The organism is Sphaerochaeta sp. PS, from assembly GCF_032144095.1.
GTDB lineage: Bacteria > Spirochaetota > Spirochaetia > Sphaerochaetales > Sphaerochaetaceae > Sphaerochaeta.
The window spans coordinates 217,838-236,046 of the sequence record NZ_JAVSNJ010000002.1; the positions used below are offsets into that span (position 1 = coordinate 217,838).

Genomic DNA, 18,209 nt, shown 5'->3' on the forward strand with positions numbered 1-18,209 from the left:
AAGGGGCACTTTGCACATGTTGAAACATAGAAGATCTCTCCTTTTGGTCCTGCTCGTCATAGTCGGCTTGTCCACTATCCTTACAGCACAGCCACTTATGGAGAAAAAAAATCAGGGGCCAGATACCCTGAGGATAGTAAGCCTCTCACCAAACGTAACAGAAACACTCTTTGCACTTGGTGCAGGAGACCTTTTGGCAGGACGCACTGACTATTGCAACTATCCCCAGGAAGCGGAGAAACTCCCAAGCATTGGGACCCTCTACAACCCATCCTTGGAAAAGCTCATATCCCTGCAACCTGATCTGGCAATTTCCTCGGCTTTTGTCAGTGATGAGATGCTGCAATCACTAGAGAAGGCTGGCATCGAGGTCCTTGCCCTGAACGAACAGGAAACCTTTGCCGGGACCTATTCGCTCATCAGGAAGATTGCCCAACGTGTGAACAAGGTCAAGGAGGGCGAACTGCTTATCCTGGAAATGCAGAACCAGGTCAAGGAAACAGTAGAAAAAGCCAGGCTTCTGGAAAAGAAGCGGGTCTACTTCATGGTTGATTTCGGATCCTTCGATTCCACGGCGACTGGCGATACCTACATCAGCGAGATGCTGCACATGGTGGGTGCCATCAATATTGCCCAGGATGCTACCCGCTGGACCTACAGCAAGGAGTTGCTTGTTACCAACGATCCTGACCTTATTGTCATGACTGCACGTTGGGGAGAGAGCGAAGAGGAGACCAGGGCTGAATTCTCAACCACAAAGCCCTACAGCGACCTACGGGCCACCAAGGAAGGCAATCTTGTCTTTGTTGATTCCGATACCATCAGCCGCCAGGGACCGAGAAGTGCAGAAGCCCTGGAGTTGTTGGCCAAGGCTGTCCATGGGAAAGATTGGCTATGAGGCAGCGACTGGCATTAGCCCTGTCCTTGTCGATTATCCTCCTTGGGATGATCGCCCTTACCCTCGGCCCTGCCGGCATATCACTTACTGATACATTCCTTACCCTAACTGGGCGGGCACGCCATGCATCGCAGACCTACATCATCTTCCAGCTACGGCTTCCCCGTGTTCTCACAGCCATCTTTTGTGGGGCCATCCTTGGTTCTGCCGGAGCAGTCTTCCAGGCCGTCCTTCGCAATCCCATGGCCGACCCTTTTGTACTTGGAGTCTCCTCTGGAGCCTCCTTTGGGGTAGCCCTTTCCATTACCCTGGGGTATGCAACCCTGCTGGGGCTCCCCTTCTCCGCCCTCTTGGGAGCCCTGCTGACCACCTTGCTGATCTTCCTGGTAGGCTCCAGACATAAGGTCAGCCAGACGACCCTGTTGCTTACCGGCGTTGCTGCCAACTATATCCTTTCGGCCGCCATGACCCTGCTGATGTTCCTCAACCATGAACAGTATGACAGGATCCTCTTCTGGACCCTCGGCAGCTTCTCCTCGAGTACCTGGCAACAGGTAACCTTCATGCTCTTGACCACCCTTGTCTTTCTGGTCCCCCTCAGCCTTAGCCACAAGGAGATGGACATGCTCCTGCTCGATGAGGGATCGGCCCTTGCCTCAGGCCTTCCTGTACAGAAAATCAGGATCCTCCTCCTGTTGCTCTCCACCTTGGCTGTCGCCACCTGCGTCGCCTTTTTCGGTGTCATCGGTTTCATTGGCCTGATGGCACCCCATATGGCACGGTTGCTCGTTGGCCCCAAACACAGCAGGATGCTCGCACCCACCTGTCTGGTTGGCTCCCTCCTGCTGTTGGGTAGCGATACCCTGGCACGGTTGGTGCTCCCTTCCGGCGAGATGCCGGTAGGGGTCATAACCAGCATCCTGGGAGCCCCGCTCTTTATCTGGATGCTCCGTAAGGGCAGGTATGCCTATGTGTAGCCTGGAAGTAAAGGCCCTCACCGGAGGCTATGACAAACAGGAGGTTTTCAACAACCTCAATCTGGTGATTCCCAAAGGCAAGTTCATAGCCCTGACCGGCCCCAATGGAAGCGGAAAGAGCACATTGCTGAAATTTTTCTACAAGGAGCTTGTTCCCACAACAGGCGCAGTCTACATCGACGGCAAGGATGTCTCCTCACTAAAGCAGAAGGAGCTGGCAAGAAACCTCGGCTTTGTACCACAGAATGGGAGGATTGACTATGATTTCTCTGTCCTTGAGGCTGTCGAGATGGGCCGCTATGCCTACTCGGGCCACGATGAAGAGGGGACGGTTGAGCAGGCAATGCAGGATTGTGACATCCTCCACCTGGCCCGCAAGAGGGTGACTGAACTCTCTGGGGGCGAGATGCAACGGGTCCTCCTTGCCCGCTCGCTCTGCCAGAACGGAAGCGTCCTGCTCCTTGATGAACCGGTGAACCATCTTGACGTCAAACACCAGAGGACAATCATGAACCTGCTCAAACGTCTGGTCGAGAAGAACCTGAGCGTCATCTGTGTCTTGCATGACCTGCTGTTGGTCCAGGTCTACAGCGATGAGACCATCCTTATGAAAAAGGGTGAGATTTTCGCAAACGGCCCAACCGAATCGGTCATCTGCCACGACAACCTCAAGGAGGTCTATGCCATAGAGGCCCACAAGGTACATGACCCCTCCCTTGGCAGGGACCTTTGGATGCCTACCTGGTGTTGACCGACTACCCTCCAGTTTGTACACTCGTCATAGGAGTTCTGGGTGAAAAAAATCAGTCTTTTCTTGCATGCAATCTACAGAACAATAGTAAAGCTGGTCCTGCAGCTCAACTATGACTTCCAGACATGGCAGGAAGAAAGCCTACCACCAGGGGCCAAGCTCTTTTGCTCCAACCATTTCAGCAGCAGCGATGTGCATTTTGTCACCACCCTCATGAAGGATCCCTTGCATGTGGTCATAGGGCCAGGATTTGGCATTCCCATCGTAGGGGCCTTCCTTGGCTGGACCGAACAGATCAGGGCATTGACCCCGGAAGACAGGAGAGCGGTTGTCCCAACTGCCGCTTCCTATCTGGAAAAGGGGGAGAGTGTCTATATCTTTCCCGAAGGGAGGCTCAACACCCAGCGGCAACTTGACCTGTTTCGCCCGGGTGTTGCACGTATCTATCTTGCAAAGCCTGTGCCCATCATTCCCATCGGGTTGCTGGCACCCAGAAGAAGAGTTAGGAGAAAACCATCCAAGACCGCTGGAAGAAGCATGACAGTGGTCAGTCGTAACTACTATGCCAATATAGGAAAGCCGATGGAGTTCCCCCAGGCCATCGAGCTTGCGAAAAGTGATCCTGCTGCAGCCGAACAGATGATCTGTTCCCTTCTGGCTATTGAGGTATCGCGCCTGATCGAAGAGATCAAGACTGAAAAGTTCTGGAGTTGAACATGGATGAAGTACAAGATCTGTTTTCTGAGTTTGAGCGACAGGTTGGAGAGATAACCTCCCACGCACAGCAGGTACACAAGATTGACTTTTCGGCGAAGCTGCGTAACGGAACCTACTTCAACTTTTCCTACAACAGCGACACCTACAACCGGAAGTTCAACCAAGAGGGTAAACGATCCTACAACCCGGGTTCAGTCTTCAATGCGGTTGTGGATATCGTGGGCTCCTCTGCAGCCATTACCCTGCTTGTCATTCTGGCCCTTTTCATCAAGGACCGCCCTGCAGGGTTTGGAGCCGCACAGATCCTGGTCTTGCTCTCCTACAGCTGCTTCACAGCCTTTTTTATCATAAGTACCCTCTTTCACCTCTTCAACAGAGAAAGTGAGGTTCGCTTTGTCTTCTACAATGTGAAGGAAACCCTGAAGGTCCTTGCCCTAGGCTGTGCAAACATCGCCCTGTCGATGCTCGCCTCCTTCGAGACCTCCTCATCGGTGCTGTTCTTCACCCTTCTCATCGGCTCTGTCTCCATCCTGCTGCTTTCCCTGGGGACCCAAGGCGGGGCAAAGGCCTCCCTGGCTTTTTGTGTGGTGCTACCCTACCTCCCTCTCTATGCAAACCTCACCCTCTCTTCGGTGACGACAGCCACCCTCTTTGGCCTGTGGTCCCTGGTCAGCCTGGTCGCAAAGCCTGGAATTCGGATAAAAAGCAACTCTACCCTGGCCATCATCGGTATCCTTTCTCTGCTGCTCAACCTTTTGGCTCTTCTGTAAACTTGGAATTTTGCCCTAGATTTGACTTTCAAATCACCAAGAGAACGCCTATACTATCCTATACGAGGAGGAAAGCGTATGAAAATGGCAATTTTAGGTGCTGGTAACATTGCACGCAAGATGGCAGCCACCATCTCTGAGATGGAGAATGTCGAATCCTATGCAGTTGCGTCCAGAGACCTACAGAAAGCTCAGGAATTTGCGAAAAAATGGAATGTCCAGAAAGCATATGGTTCCTACGAGGAGATGGTCAACGATCCTGAAATCGACCTGGTCTATGTTTGCACCCCACACTCCCTGCACTACGAGCATATGATGCTCTGCCTCGAACATGGCAAACATGTATTGTGCGAAAAATCCTTTACCATGAATGCCGAGCAGGCAAGGAAGGTACTGGACTATGGCAAGAAGAAGAATCTTCTGGTTGCAGAGGCTATCTGGACCCGCTATCTTCCGATGCGCCTTGTTCTGGACCAGATTCTTGAGCGAAGGGTCATTGGGGAGCCCCATGCACTGACAGCCAACCTCTGCTACCCTATCAAGGGTGTAAGGAGGCTCGTCGACCCAGGGCTTGCCGGAGGAGCACTTTTGGATGTGGGTGTCTATACGATCAACTTTGCGATGATGGTATTTGGCAACCAGATCGAGACCATTGACTCCACCTGCATCAAGACCGATTCCGGAGTTGATGAATCGAACAGCATTACCCTTACCTTCAAGGGGGGGAAGATGGCTGTGCTGCATAGCTCCATGGTAAGCACCTCAGACAGGAGAGGGGCAATTTTTGGCAGTCGTGGGTATATTGAGTTTTTGAACATCAATAACTGCGAGGGTATCAACGTCTATGACAAGGATTATAACCTTGTGGAGACATATAAGCCTTTCAGGTACATCACCGGGTTCGAACACCAGGTGGAAGCGTGCAGGAAGGCTATCGAAAATGGGGAGCTCGAATGCAAGCAGATGCCGCATAGCGAGATCATCCGTGTCATGGAAGTCATGGACACATTGAGAAAACAATGGGGAATAACCTTCCCAACGGAGTGAGTATGGAACTTGACGAGAGATTGGCAATTGTTTCAGCACAGGAAGAGTTGCTGAAGTTTGAGACCTTTACCCATGAGGACGCATGGGAGTTGGGAAAGATATTCGTAGCAGAGGCTATGGATAATGATTTGAAGATTGCTATCTCCATCAAGCTAATGAGCGGCCTTACCTTGTTTCAGTACGCTGCTGAAGGTGCTAACCTCAGCAATGAGACCTGGATCGACCGCAAGTTCAGAACTGTGCAGAACTTTGAGATGAGCACCCTTCACTACGCCTTGTGGCTCAAGCAGAGAGGGACCACCTTGGCAGAGAGGGGGCTCGACCCAACCAAGTTTGTTGCATGTGGAGGTGGCTTTCCCATCTGTGTCGAAGGGGTGGGAACCGTAGCGGTTGCAATCGTATCGGGCTTGACCGATATCCGTGACCATGAGGTTCTTGTCAACTGCATCAGCAGGTACCTGGATGAGGAGGATGTCCCCCACTATCCAGTGATCTGATGAGCCTGTAACCGAATTGCAAGAGACCTGGAGCCTACGCTTCGGGTCTCTTCTTTGTCTCCTTGAGCAGATGCATGTAGTAGCCACTTTCGATGGCTGACTTCTCAATGCCAAGCTCTGCGAGGAGGGCCAGAAGCCCTAGCTTTGCCTCTTCTACAAGAAGCGTGTTCTCCAGGACAAACTCCATCTCCACAAACCAGCCGAGTCCCACCACCTCCACCAGTTCCAGGGTAAGGGGAGGAAGCTTCTTGTCGGGGGCATAGGTATAGCAATACCCTTTTTTGGTCTTGGTGATGTAGATAACAAAACCCAAAGAGAGGAAAAACTGCAAGGCCCCTTCGTACTGGTCAGACGGGGCGGTAAACTCCACCTCATCATTGACCTCGATGCCCTCTTTCATCTGCTTGGTCTTGTAGGTGAAGAGCAATGAGCCCTGCATCTGAGCAAAACTGGGGCCTCGTTGTTCTGTTCGCAACCTGAAGAGGGCATCCTCACCTTTCTTGCAAAAGTAGATGTCCTCCTTTATCTCACACACAGCGGTTGAGATGCCCCTCAGGGCCTCTATCCGCTTTTGGATGTGAGAAGGATCCTCGACATGGGCTTTCAGCTCGACTTCCAGACCCATATCAGTCCTTCCAGGGGAATATCATGTTACGCAGGGAGCGGTGTCCCACACTCTCCTGTTCCTCATACAAGAGCTCATCCCAGGGGATGTGCTTCTTGTCAGTATCAGGATTCTCCTCAAGATAGTCATACTTGTACATCAGCAGCTTTGTGGCGTCGCTTGAGATGAGCAGCATGCCCGTAACCCCTGGGGCAAGGCCAGCCAGGAAGAGGGAGATTACCAGGGTGACTATCTGGTAGAGGGCCTGGAACAGGGAGAACCAGAGGTTGTCAAAGACAATGATGAAACTCTTCTTCAAAGTCTTCAGGGGCCGGTCCCCGCGCATCTGGTAAAACAGGGGGAAAAAGTACATGAGCGCAAGGCTCAGGCCTGCAAATACCCAGAAAAGCAGTACGGAAAGCACTGTCCCCACTGCGTTTCCATAACTGAGGTAGAAGGGAATGACCAGGAAGATGAGGGATATGTCCAGAACCAGCAGGGCCCAGAAAAGGAGGGCATGCCGCCAGGATTCACGGATACCACGCTTGAATCCATCGAAGCCGCCCCGCTCATAGCGGCTGTAGGAGTAGGTGGAACTGGCGCTCCCGGCAAAGAAGAAGGAGAACAGGCCAGAGCTGAGGAGAAGGCCCAACATGCTCAGAACTCCGTTTACTTCGGCAAGGCCCATACTGCCCATCAGGGAGAGCAGCACCAGAAGAAATCCAAGGTTATGGATTACCATGCCAATGAGGTTATCCCAGCCATCGAAAAATGCTTTTTTAATGAAGAATCCAATCATAGGACAAGAGTAGCGATATAGCAGTAATAAGGCAAGCTTTTTAGCATCACAGAGCAGAGCACCAAACAAAAACACCTTTTGTTTTTCGTATTGGCAATATCACCTCAGGGCGAACGGACAAACGTATAGCAAGTTTCTTGGTTATTTTTTTGCGTCATGAGTACATGCTCTACATTCTGTTCAGAAACCCTAGAATCGTCAAAGCTATATCCTCTTGACAGTTGCAAAAAACGCTCGTGCAGGGTTCCTGTTTTAGCCTATCCTCAAAGGCTACCGGCTTATCAAAACACTATATTGACATAGGGGCGAAAACTCGGGGTATACTGAAGGTGCAATCTACATCGCAAGCTTCTACCCTGGAGGATCGTCTATGATGAAAACCCACCGCTATCTTCTCGCAGTAGGGCCCTCCATCGTTCTGGCAGTCGCTTTTTTGATCATCCCCCTTGTCTTTACGATCATTCCAAGCTTTTTTGTCCCTTCCTTCTCCCTCCACTTCTACACCGATTTCTTCGCTGATTCCTTTACCCGTGGCATCTTCTTCCGTTCCATCAGGCTATCGGCCATAACGACGCTCATCTGCATTGCAGTCGGGCTGCCAACCTCATATTACATCAGCCTCATGAAAGAGAAAAAACGTAAGATCATTGTCTCACTGATCATGTTTCCCCTGCTTACCAATGCAGTTGTCAGAGGATTTGCCTGGATCAGCATCCTAGGAAAGAATGGGATTATCAACCAGCTCTTCCTCAACCTCCATATCATCGATTCCCCATTGAAGATGCTCTACACTGACTTTGCCATTGTGGTTGGGTCGGTCTACCTCTTTCTTCCTGTCATGATCTCAACCCTTACCTCTGTGATGGAGGGTATTGGAGACGATGTGGTTGAGGCCGCCTACAGCCTAGGCTCCTCCCCCATGCATACCTTCTTCAAGGTGATCATCCCCCTCTCCTTTTCTGGCCTGCTGGTAGCCTCTGTGATGGTTTTTTCCGGCACCATCAGCGCCTACACTACCCCGACCCTTTTGGGTGGAAACCAGAACATGATGCTCGCATCCTTGCTCTACCAACAGTCCAACACCCTTTCGAACTGGACGAACTCAGCGGTAATCGCCTTCATCATGATCGTGGTCAGCCTCGGGGTCATGAAGCTCTTCAACCTTATGGCATCCAGAATCGACAAGAGAGGAGCTGACCATGTATAAGCATCGTTTCATTGCCCTGATAGCAATCCTCACCCTTGCCTTTATTTTCCTCCCCCTCATATTGATCGTCATCACCTCCTTCAACAGCGCCAATACCATCTCCATCCCCCTTGACGGCTTCAGCCTCCAATGGTTCGCAAAGGTGTTCAAATCCCGTTCCCTGATGCAGAGCTTCAAGAACAGCCTCACCCTTGCCCTCCTTGCCTCGGTCATTGGCATCGTCATCGGTTTGGTGGCATCCATGGCTCTGGTGAAAAGGCCGGGAAAAGTCAGCAACACCCTGCTTTCCATCTTCCTCTCCCCATCGCTCATCCCAGGGATTGTCATTGGCTATGTCCTGTTTCGGTTTTTGGTGGTTGTCCTGCAGATTCCCTTGAACCTTGCGCTCATCCTGGGCCACCTTCTGATCGTACTGCCCTTTTGTGTACGAATCATCAGCGCGAGCCTGAAAGAACTTGACGAAAGCATTGAGGAAGCAGCACGTACCCTGGGCTGTCCTCCAACCAGGGCCTTTTTGACTGTGGTGCTTCCCAACCTCAGACCTGCAATACTTTCGGCCTTCATGCTCTCCTTCATCAACTCCTTCAACAACATCCCGGTCTCCATGTACCTCAAGGGCCCAGGCTTGAACACCCTGCCCTATGCCATGATGAACCATATCGAATACAACTATGACCCGACAGTGAGTGCCTTATCGGTCATGCTTATGGCCATGACCCTTATCTTCATGGTCTTGCTGGACCGATCGATGAACACACAACAGACCAGGACAAAAATAACCAAGGGCGAATAAGAGGGAGAGAACCATGCATTTTGGAGAACTTAGACATATCGATGTCAGCTACGACAAGAAGAACCTCATCCTTTCCGACCTCAACCTTGACATATACAAGGGCGAACTGCTCTCCCTGCTTGGTCCTTCCGGCTGTGGAAAAACTACAACCCTCAGGGTCATTGCAGGTCTTGTCGATACGGTTGGGGGGACCTTCACCCTCGACGGGACCGACATGACCCACGTACCGGTCCATAAACGGGATTTCGGCATGGTATTCCAAAGCTATGCACTATTTCCCCACCTGAGCGTCTTTGACAACATCGCCTTTGGCCTGAAGCTGAGGCACATCGAGAGCGCAACCTACGCCTCCAGAGTGGGAAAGATCATGGAGGTCTGTGGGATCAACGGGCTTGAAAAACGGTTTCCCAAACAGCTTTCCGGCGGACAGCGCCAACGGGTAGCCCTGGCCCGTGCCCTGGTCATCGAACCGAAGCTCCTGTTGCTTGACGAGCCGCTTTCCAACCTTGACGCCCAACTGAGGGTCCAGATGCGCTCCTCCATCAAAAGGATTCAGCAGGAACTGGGAATTTCCATGGTATTTGTCACCCACGACCAGGAAGAGTGCTTTTCCATCTCTGACCGTGTAGCGATCATGCAGAAAGGAAAGATTGAGCAGTGCGACAATCCAGAAACCATCTACAGCCATCCAGCGTGTGAGATGATAGCCAGATTCGTGGGTTTCAAGAACTTCTTTCCCGTAGAACAGGGCAAAGAGTTCGGCCTAGCCCCTCTACCCAATGTGCAAGATGCTACCCTATTCTGTGTCCGCCCGGAGGATGTGGAGCTTTCAGCCGTATCCGGTGCATCGTTGACAGGAACCATTGAGGTACGGACCTATCTTGGCGACTGTTACCAGTATGAAGTTCGTACGAAGCTGGGGATGGTGACCCTTTCGAGCAGCCTGGAGCCACCCAGAAGTGTTGGGGATACGGTTGGGCTCGCTGTTGCCCAGGAGAACGTGGTGTTTCTCGATCGCTAGGCGATCGATTAGCTTCCATCAGACGATGGAACGATAGTAGGGAGGAATTATGAAGAAGCTACAAGTATTGGTCATAGGGGTGTTGCTGCTCCTTGCCATGACAGCTGTGAGTGCTGCAGGGTCAACCGAGGCAAAGGCCGCACCAAGGGAACTGATTGTCTCCACCTGGGGTCTTTCTGAGGATTCACTGTGGAGTGAAGTGTATGAGCCCTTCGAAAAACAGTATAACGTAAAAGTCATCCTCGATACCGGCAATGCCCAGGAGCGGTACACCAAGCTCAAGAGCGATCCCAACACCAAGGTGGACGTCATCGAGCTCTCCCAGAAGAATACTGCTGACGGGGTTGCCGACGGCCTCTTCTCAACCCTCCAGATCAGCGATGTAAAACAATACAACGACCTGATCAAGGGAGCACAGGACCTGGTGAAAATCGGATCAGGTGCATCCTATACCCTCAACAGCATCGGGATCATCTACAACCCCAAAGCTGCAGGCATTACCATCGACAGCTGGGATGACCTGTGGAATCCTGCCCTGAAGGGCAAGATCTCCATCCCAGACATCACCACCACCTTTGGACCTGCCTTCATGGTCATGTGCAGTGACGTCAAGGGTGTTGACTTTGCTTCAGACAAGGGTGAAACTGCCTTCAAGGCCCTCGAGGCGCTCAAGCCCAACGTATTGAGAACCTATGCAAAGTCCTCCGATGTTGCCTCCCTCTTCCAGAACGGAGAGATCGCAGTAGCAATCGTCGGTGACTTTGGTGTGCCGGTAATCACCAAAGCTGACCCGGATGCAGTCTATGTCGTTCCTGCCTCTGGCACCTATGCCAACTTCAACGTCATCAACATTGCAAAGAATACCAAGAACCGTGACCTTGCAGTAGCATACATCAACTACCGCCTTGACGCTGAGACCGAGCTGAGGACTGCAAAGGCCCTCAATGAGGCACCGGTCAATGCAAAGGTTAAGCTTTCACCAGAGCTGGCTGAGAACAAGACCGTAGGGGACGTTGCAGCACGAGCTGCTATGGTCGACTTTACCGTGGTGAATCCCCTGATGGCTTCCTGGGTTGACCGTTTCAACCGGTTGATGAACAAATAGTGACCAAGCTTGCAAACATATGGCTGTACAATACAGCCTACCGAAGCTTCGATTGGGGTTCCCTATCGTTTGATAGAACGATAGCTCATGTCGATCGACGCTTCGGTGAGGAGGGGGGTGAGGGACTGTACCTCATCCCTGGCCTCATCGATATCCACATGCATATCGAATCTTCCATGACCACTCCAACGGAGTTCTCCAATACGGTCCTCCCCCATGGCACGACAACCGTCGTCGCTGATTGCCATGAGGTTGCCAATGTCTTTGGCGCAGATGGGCTCAGCGACTATATGGACCTGCCCTCCGAACTCGATGTCTTCTATGCCATACCCTCCAGCGTCCCCTCCACATCGGCTGAACTGGAAACCAGTGGGGGTTCCATTGACGAGCAAGAGGTCCACCAGCTTTGCAAACGGGATGACATCATAGCCCTTGGAGAGATCATGAATGCCAATGACCTCTTCTCAGAGGGTGATAACCGGACCAAACGCATCATCAGGGCGTTCCAGGAGGAGAAGAGGAACTTCCCCATCGAAGGACACTGCCCCAAGATATCTCAGGAGTTGCTCTCCCGCTTCATAGCAGGGGGCGTTGACTCGGACCATACCCAACAGACAGGGCTATCCATACAGGAGAAGTCCTCCGCCGGCATGTTCCTGGAAATCCAGGACAAGAGCATCAACAGGGAGACCATCGCAGCCCTCTCCGACCCCCATCTGGTAGGAAAATACTGCTTCTGCACCGACGATGTGATGCCTGACATCCTTTTCAGCAAGGGCCATCTCGATGCCGTCTTGCGCAACGCCCTGAGCTGTGGACTTGACGTACATGATGCAATCTATGCCGCTACCTACAGTCCTGCGATGCGCATGCGCCTCTTCGACCGTGGCTCGATAGCCCCAGGAAAGATTGCAGACTTCATCCTGGTCGATGACCTGAATACCCTCCATATCCATGCGGTCTACAAGTCAGGCATGAAGGTCTTTGATGCAACAGAGGGCCTTATCAACCGCCTCCCTGTTCCTACCATAAAAGATAGCTACCTCCATTCCTTACGAAGGAAGGCGGTTTCCCCTAGCCAGTTCACCATCGACTGCCCTAACGGAACAAGGGATATCCTGGTCATGGAACGGGAAGAGACCACCACCTTCACCCGCTTTGCAAAACAGAGGGTCACCATCACCGATGGAGTCGTTCCCTTTGCCCAGTATGGACTTAGCCTCATAGCTGTGGTAGAGCGATATGGGCATGAAAGCCCTATCCTGCCCGCCTTCGTCAAGAATGGCCTGAAGAAAGCTGGGGCTATCTGTACCTCCTGGGCGCATGACAGCCACAACCTTCTGGTCCTTGCCACCAGCGTGGAACTTGCCACACGTGCAGTCAACCTGGTGTTGGAACGGCAGGGAGGGATAGCCCTTGTTGATGAGGACAGGCAACAGTTTGTCCCTCTCTCCTATGGTGGCATCATCTCCCTCGAACCGATGGAAACCCTTGCTGGGGAAATTGCTGATGTGCGAAATTGGCTGAAGGAGCATGGGTATAGGGCCCATGAGGAGCTGATGAACTTTGCAGTGCTAGCCCTACCGGTCTCACCGGCTGTCAAGATCAGTGACAAGGGCCTGATAGATGTGGTACACAAACGTCTAGTCGACTGGAGAACCTACTGGGAGTAATGCGATGGAATTGGTACTACGACATGCAGTGATCCTGACCGAAGACAGCAACCAGAGCATCATCGCCGATGGTGCCTTGGTTATCCGGGGGGAAGTCATCGACTTTGTTGGCCCTGATGGCTCCCTACCCCACCAGTTTGCTCTCCTACCCTCCCTCGATTGTTCCGATTGCCTCATCATGCCGGCTCTCATCAACAGCCATACCCATACAGGCATGGTCGCTTTCCGTAGCCTTGGCGATGACGTAGCCGATAGGCTCAAACGGTTCCTCCTACCCCTCGAAGCAACGTGCATGACCGAAGAGCTTGCCGCCCTCTCTGCAAAGATTGCCATGGCAGAGATGCAGCTTGCAGGAATAGGCACTGCCGTTGACATGTACTATTTTGAGGAGGCGATCGCCAGGGCAGCAAGCGAGATGCATTTTCGCCTGCTGGGATCTGAGACCATCATGGAGGAGAGCCCCTGCAACAGCGCCAATGGGGAGGAGGGCCTTTCCTATGCCGAAAACCTGCTCAGTTCTACAAAGGACAACCCTTGGTTCAAGCCGCTGTTTTCTGCACATGCCCCCTATAGCGTGACCTCTGATACCCTGCTGGCCATCAGCCACATGGCCAGGGAACACAGGATGAAGTGGACCATGCATCTTTCGGAGATGGATTTTGAGATGGAGCAATTCCAGAAAACCTACAACAAGACCCCTATTGGCTATCTTGCTGAAATCGGTGTGTTGGACGATAGGTTGCTTGCAGTCCACTGCATCCATACCACCGATGAAGATCTTGCACTGCTTGCAAACCAGGGGACAGCAGTCGTCCACTGCCCAGGGGCCAATGCCAAATCGGGAAAAGGGATCGCGCAGGTCTACAAGATGCTCAAGCTAGGTATACCGGTCTGTCTGGGTACCGACGGCCCTGCAAGCGGAAATACCCTGGACCTGTTCACCCAGATGAAACTGTGCGCCATCCTACAGAAGACTTGGAACAAGGACCGGACGATTCTCCCTGCAAAAGCAGTCGTCCCCATGGCTACCAGTGTAGCTGCGAAGGTCTTGGGCCTTGGAGCAGAACTGGGAAGCCTGGAAACTGGCAAGCTGGCTGATATTCTGGTCCTTGGTCTGGACAGCCCGAACATGATCCCCTGTTTCGATCCCTACTCACTTGTTGTCTACAGTGCTGGGGTACAGAATGTACGCCATCTCTTTACCAAGGGAGAGTGGGTGGTGAAGGACCATGAGCTGACCCAAGTGGATAGCAGGCTCCTTCGCTCAGAATTCTTGCTAGCAAGCAAAGCCTTCGCTGAGGAAGCAAAAAGCCGGTTGTAAACTGGTTCCCCCGTACTTGCCTTTCCCGAAATATGGGCAAAAAGCGACCATGCAAAAAAACCTACTTGACTAACAGAGTACCTTTCAATATAGTGCAAGAGTTGTTGCATACAGCACATGGCGGCATAGCTCAGTTGGTAGAGCAAACGGCTCATATCCGTTCGGTCAGGGGTCCGAGTCCCTTTGCCGCTACTAGAAACCTTCCTACACCAGGAAGGTTTCTTTTTTGTCTTCCTCTGTTTGACCTGGTTCCTCCAACAGGGTGTGCTGCTACTCTAGATAACCAAGCCACCTCCTCTGCCTCTCGATCATAAGGTCGACCAGTTCCGGGATATGTTCACAACGGTCGACTATCGGATTGGCAAGCAACGCCTGGATGACATACTCCTTCTTGCCGGTTAGGACCGCTTCCGCAACCAGGTCATACACCCCACAGTAGTTTCTCAGCAAGGCGGCGAAGCCCTTGGGATAGGAGGGGAAAGCAATGCCTTGCAAGCCAGAGGCGTGCACCGTAGCAGGTACCTCCACGGCAATCCAGGATGGGAGCGAAGGGATCAGGTTGTTGTTGAGGATGTTTACAGCAGCCTCCTCATACCCACTATCGTCAACGATTCCCTCCAGGATTGTGACCAGCCTCTCGTGCACCTGCAGTTCAATCTTCGGCTGGGTATGGGCGAGCATCATCTGATAGAGCGTATAGAAGTCCTTGATGCCCCTATGGTCGGCAACCTCATGGGCCCAGGGGATGTACTCCCCCAGATGGCTGTCGCCGGTGATGGGCAACAGGTGGTAGTTTTCAAGGACCTTTTTGAACAGGGTCCTGTCTGCCCACGCTTTTGCACTTGTCATCCCTTCAGGCAATACCCTCTCCCGCTGACCTTCAGTCTGGAAGAGCTGCTGGTTGTTCAGCACATAGGAGAGGATGTCAGAGTACCCGGGTTCCTTCTCAAAGAAGGCAGGGGCCAGCCTGAGAATATCGGCATAGGCATCATGTCCCGTATCCCTGTAGCTAGCCTCTAGCAAGACGCTGAAGTGGTTCAACCCACCTGCCCTCAGCGAAAGGTTTTCAAACGGGGTATGGAGTATGGCAGGAAGATACCGTTCAAGGGAGGCGATCTCGTGGCACATCCCTACAAACTTCATATCCGGATATTTGCGTAACACCGTCGTGGTGATGGCTGTCATCGGGTTGGAGTAGTTGAACACCCAGGCCCTCGGAGCGAGGAGGGCTATATCGGCGCATATCTCCATGATGACAGGGGTGATGCGTAGGGCATGGAATACCCCTCCAGGACCTCCGTTCTCCCCATATACCTGCCTGAAACCGTACTGTTGGGGAAGGGTCCAGTCCTCATCCCAAAGGGCAAAGCGCTTGCCGACCTCGATGGATATGACAACTACATCAGCATCGGGAAGGGCAGCTTTGCGCTCTGTAAAGGCCTGAAGGGAAAATGGGAGGGTATGTTCCTCGATGAAGCGCTTGGCCACAGAGTGGACATGTTCCAAGGCTGCACCATCAATATCAACCAGACACACTTCACTGCCTGCAAGTCTCTTGCTCTGAAAGATATCCCCTAGGGTACCAAATCCAAACTGGGCACTTCCTGCCCCGATAAGAACTATCTTCATTCCATCATCTCCTTTTCCCCTAGTTTAGGATGTAAGGCCTTCCAAAGCAAGGAATACAGGGTAAAGAGCCAGAACTGGCAGATCTACCCTTGAAAGATGCAAATACACCCCCTATACTCTGGCCATGAGACTTTTCTACGCTCTTCAGCTAGATCAGGTAACAAGAAGACACATCTCTGACCTACAAGTCCTCATGCAGCAGGATTGCCCAAGAGGCTCCTTTACCAAGGAGGAAAACCTCCACCTCACCCTCTGCTTTCTCGGTGACATCGACGCTCAGTACCTGGCCTTGCTGGAAAAAATCCTCCTCTCCCTCGAAGCCGCTCCCCTTGCACTCACCTTCAACCAACTTGGACTGTTCAAGAACAGGCAAGGGGATATCCTTTGGCTGGGGCTAGAACACAACCCCCTTCTCGAGCAGGTTCAGGCAACCCTAGCGATGAAACTCAATGGGGAAGGACTCTATCTGGACCCCCTCCCGTTCACCGCCCATGTGACCCTGGCCAGGAACATAAAAATCAAGAAGCTTCCAGTGCTGGAACCATTCACTACTACCTGCAACAAACTATCACTCATGCACTCCCACCAGACACAATTCCAACTGGTATATACCCCTCTCTACACCTTGGTCCTCTAACAAATTTTTGCAGGATAAAATTTTGGCTCAAGAGTTGCTTGTAGCTAAACTGGTTCCATGCTATGGTGGTCCAAATGGAAAAGTACACTACATATAACGAACAGGCTTGGGACTTTGAGGTTGGTAGGGGCAACATGTGGACTGACGGCTGTACCGCTGAACAGATCCTGGAAGCAAGAAAAGGCAACCTGATGATGAGCCTCTCCCCCTTCAAGCAGGTCCCGCACTCCTGGATAGCAGAGACCAAGGGAAAAGAGGTCCTTTGCCTCGCCTGTGGAGGTGGCCAGCAAGGCATCTTGCTTGCTTCCTATGGGGCGAAGGTAACAGTGTTCGACATCTCTTCAGAACAGTTGAAGCAGGATGCAACCATTGCCAAGAGGGAGGGCCTGACCATTGCCATCGAACACGGGGACATGAGCGACCTCTCCCGTTTTTCTGACCAGAGGTTCGACCTCATCTTCAACCCAACCTCTACCTGTTTCATCGACGATGTACAGAAGGTCTACCACCAGTGCAACAGGATACTCAAGGATGGGGGGACACTTCTTACCAGTGCAACCAACCCTGCCCTCTACATGTTTGACGAGAAGGCTGCCGTGCGGGGCAAGATGAAGGTGAAATACACCATACCCTTCTCGGACCTGAAAAGCCTCAGCGAAAAGGAACTCCTCAAACGACTGAAAAAGCACGATACCATCGAGTTCAGCCATACGATCAACGATCTGGTGGGCGGGTTGTGCAAGCAAGGGTTCTCCATCATTGACCTCTATACCGACACGAGCGGATGCCTGATGATGGACAGCTTTGTACACGACTGCTACATGGCAATACGTGCAAAGAAAGGCTCCAAGGGCTCTTGTTAGGAAAAAATTCAACCGATATACTGGAAATATGGAAAACTACCTAGCACGCATGCTGCTTACCAGCGAGCTTGATGACCCAGTATTTTTTGCTCAGGTGCATCAGACCATCATGGATCTGGAGAAGAAGCGTGTAGAACATTTCAATCTACACGGTCCGGCAAATCCTGGGTATGTGACGCTCATGGGTGAACTGAACATGGCCTACCTACAGGCAAATGACTCCACCAGTGAACTGGAAGTGGCAAAGCAGATATTCGAGATCACCAAAGCGCTCTACGGTCTGGAGGATGAGGTTACCATCGAATCACAGATAGCATTGGCAAACTCCTACCTCGACGACGACAGGAACGATGAGGCACAAAAGATAGCGACTGAACTGCTCAAACGTGACTGGTCAGAAAAAGAGGGCCCTTCCTACGACCTCTACCTCGATGTGGTCTGCCTACAGGCGGATATCCACCACAAGAAGGAGCTCTTCACCAAAGAACTGCCGCTTCGCCTCCATGTCCTCACCATCCTTGAGGAGTTCGAGGGTTCTGCCAACAACCAGAGCATCATAGCCAGGGCAGCCTATGGCTACTGCCTGGAAAAGATGAAGCGCTACCGTGAGGCCTTGGAACAGTACATCACCATCCGAGCCTTCCTGGATAATGAAAAAGAGCTCTCAACCCATGCCGAGAAAATAGGGCTCATGGCCCATATCGGCAGGTGTTACCACAAGATAGGGAAATTCGAAGAGTCTAAAATGGCCTATCAATGGGCTTTGAGGGAATCGATTACCCTCTACGGGCATGCATCTCCCCTAACGGTAAAGATGAAGAAGATCACCAGCACATACTCCCTGAAAGAGTAGCGTTTGCCAAGAGGAGCAGTTAGCTTGACCCATGGGGTAGGAATGCC

General features: G+C 52.1%; 19 protein-coding genes and 1 tRNA gene. 17 read left to right on the forward strand and 3 right to left on the reverse strand.

Features of this window, described 5'->3' with window-relative positions; genetic code table 11:
• Nucleotides 1–16: 16 nt before the first annotated feature.
• The 7 genes from ROJ03_RS03535 to ROJ03_RS03565 all read left to right on the forward strand — a co-directional run bounded on the left by ROJ03_RS03535 (nt 17) and on the right by ROJ03_RS03565 (nt 5,657).
• A complete protein-coding gene (locus ROJ03_RS03535; RefSeq protein ID WP_313725608.1) occupies nt 17–898 on the forward strand; it encodes an ABC transporter substrate-binding protein in 882 nt (293 codons plus the stop codon).
• A complete protein-coding gene (locus ROJ03_RS03540; RefSeq protein WP_313725609.1) occupies nt 895–1,875 on the forward strand; it encodes an iron ABC transporter permease in 981 nt (326 codons plus the stop codon). The genes ROJ03_RS03535 and ROJ03_RS03540 overlap by 4 nt, the downstream gene beginning before the upstream one ends.
• Complete coding sequence (locus tag ROJ03_RS03545) at nt 1,868–2,626, forward strand: ABC transporter ATP-binding protein (protein ID WP_313725610.1); 759 nt, start codon at nt 1,868–1,870, stop codon at nt 2,624–2,626. Before ROJ03_RS03540 ends, ROJ03_RS03545 begins: the two co-directional genes overlap by 8 nt.
• A 42-nt stretch (nt 2,627–2,668) precedes the next feature.
• Nucleotides 2,669–3,340, forward strand: a complete 672-nt coding sequence (locus ROJ03_RS03550; protein ID WP_313725611.1) for a lysophospholipid acyltransferase family protein — start codon at nt 2,669–2,671, stop codon at nt 3,338–3,340.
• 2 nt (nt 3,341–3,342) lie between these two features.
• On the forward strand, nt 3,343–4,113 hold the full coding sequence (locus ROJ03_RS03555; protein ID WP_313725612.1) for a hypothetical protein: 771 nt from the start codon (nt 3,343–3,345) through the stop codon (nt 4,111–4,113).
• 78 nt (nt 4,114–4,191) lie between these two features.
• The gene (locus ROJ03_RS03560) at nt 4,192–5,160 is read left to right on the forward strand and encodes a Gfo/Idh/MocA family oxidoreductase (RefSeq protein ID WP_313725613.1); all 969 of its coding nucleotides are present in this window, start codon (nt 4,192–4,194) and stop codon (nt 5,158–5,160) included.
• 2 nt (nt 5,161–5,162) lie between these two features.
• Nucleotides 5,163–5,657 carry a heme-binding protein gene (locus tag ROJ03_RS03565; RefSeq protein ID WP_313725614.1) on the forward strand — a complete coding sequence of 165 codons (495 nt, stop codon included), beginning with the start codon at nt 5,163–5,165 and terminating at the stop codon, nt 5,655–5,657.
• Nucleotides 5,658–5,691: 34 nt separating this feature from the next.
• Here the strand turns inward: ROJ03_RS03565 and ROJ03_RS03570 are convergent, their stop codons facing one another.
• Nucleotides 5,692–6,282 carry a CYTH domain-containing protein gene (locus ROJ03_RS03570; protein ID WP_313725615.1) on the reverse strand — a complete coding sequence of 197 codons (591 nt, stop codon included), beginning with the start codon at nt 6,280–6,282 and terminating at the stop codon, nt 5,692–5,694.
• A gap of 1 nt (nt 6,283) precedes the next feature.
• Entirely contained in the window at nt 6,284–7,060 is a 777-nt protein-coding gene (locus tag ROJ03_RS03575; RefSeq protein WP_313725616.1) for a hypothetical protein, read from the reverse strand.
• A 370-nt stretch (nt 7,061–7,430) separates the two neighbouring features.
• Here ROJ03_RS03575 and ROJ03_RS03580 point away from each other — a divergent pair, with 370 nt between their 5' ends.
• The 7 genes from ROJ03_RS03580 to ROJ03_RS03610 all read left to right on the forward strand — a co-directional run bounded on the left by ROJ03_RS03580 (nt 7,431) and on the right by ROJ03_RS03610 (nt 14,372).
• Nucleotides 7,431–8,267, forward strand: a complete 837-nt coding sequence (locus ROJ03_RS03580) for an ABC transporter permease (RefSeq protein WP_313725617.1) — start codon at nt 7,431–7,433, stop codon at nt 8,265–8,267.
• Nucleotides 8,260–9,060 carry an ABC transporter permease gene (locus ROJ03_RS03585; RefSeq protein ID WP_313725618.1) on the forward strand — a complete coding sequence of 267 codons (801 nt, stop codon included), beginning with the start codon at nt 8,260–8,262 and terminating at the stop codon, nt 9,058–9,060. The genes ROJ03_RS03580 and ROJ03_RS03585 overlap by 8 nt, the downstream gene beginning before the upstream one ends.
• A gap of 13 nt (nt 9,061–9,073) precedes the next feature.
• Entirely contained in the window at nt 9,074–10,081 is a 1,008-nt protein-coding gene (locus tag ROJ03_RS03590) for an ABC transporter ATP-binding protein (protein WP_313725619.1), read from the forward strand.
• A gap of 49 nt (nt 10,082–10,130) precedes the next feature.
• Nucleotides 10,131–11,186, forward strand: coding sequence for a polyamine ABC transporter substrate-binding protein (locus tag ROJ03_RS03595; RefSeq protein WP_313725620.1), 1,056 nt, complete (start codon nt 10,131–10,133; stop codon nt 11,184–11,186).
• On the forward strand, nt 11,186–12,859 hold the full coding sequence (locus ROJ03_RS03600) for an adenine deaminase C-terminal domain-containing protein (protein ID WP_313725621.1): 1,674 nt from the start codon (nt 11,186–11,188) through the stop codon (nt 12,857–12,859). Before ROJ03_RS03595 ends, ROJ03_RS03600 begins: the two co-directional genes overlap by 1 nt.
• A 4-nt stretch (nt 12,860–12,863) precedes the next feature.
• Nucleotides 12,864–14,180 (forward strand): amidohydrolase, encoded by a 1,317-nt coding sequence (locus ROJ03_RS03605; RefSeq protein ID WP_313725622.1) that lies wholly within the window; start codon nt 12,864–12,866, stop codon nt 14,178–14,180.
• Between the two features lie 119 nt (nt 14,181–14,299).
• Nucleotides 14,300–14,372: transfer RNA gene (locus ROJ03_RS03610), tRNA-Met, on the forward strand.
• A 78-nt stretch (nt 14,373–14,450) separates the two neighbouring features.
• Here the strand turns inward: ROJ03_RS03610 and ROJ03_RS03615 are convergent.
• The gene (locus tag ROJ03_RS03615) at nt 14,451–15,809 is read right to left on the reverse strand and encodes an alpha-glucosidase (RefSeq protein WP_313725623.1); all 1,359 of its coding nucleotides are present in this window, start codon (nt 15,807–15,809) and stop codon (nt 14,451–14,453) included.
• Nucleotides 15,810–15,933: 124 nt separating this feature from the next.
• Here ROJ03_RS03615 and thpR point away from each other — a divergent pair, with 124 nt between their 5' ends.
• The 3 genes from thpR (at nt 15,934) to ROJ03_RS03630 (ending at nt 18,162) form a co-directional block, all read left to right on the forward strand.
• On the forward strand, nt 15,934–16,446 hold the full coding sequence (gene thpR / locus ROJ03_RS03620; RefSeq protein ID WP_313725624.1) for an RNA 2',3'-cyclic phosphodiesterase: 513 nt from the start codon (nt 15,934–15,936) through the stop codon (nt 16,444–16,446).
• A 74-nt stretch (nt 16,447–16,520) separates the two neighbouring features.
• Nucleotides 16,521–17,309, forward strand: a complete 789-nt coding sequence (locus tag ROJ03_RS03625) for a class I SAM-dependent methyltransferase (RefSeq protein WP_313725625.1) — start codon at nt 16,521–16,523, stop codon at nt 17,307–17,309.
• A gap of 28 nt (nt 17,310–17,337) precedes the next feature.
• Nucleotides 17,338–18,162 (forward strand): tetratricopeptide repeat protein, encoded by an 825-nt coding sequence (locus ROJ03_RS03630; protein WP_313725626.1) that lies wholly within the window; start codon nt 17,338–17,340, stop codon nt 18,160–18,162.
• The last annotated feature ends 47 nt before the right edge of the window (nt 18,163–18,209 follow it).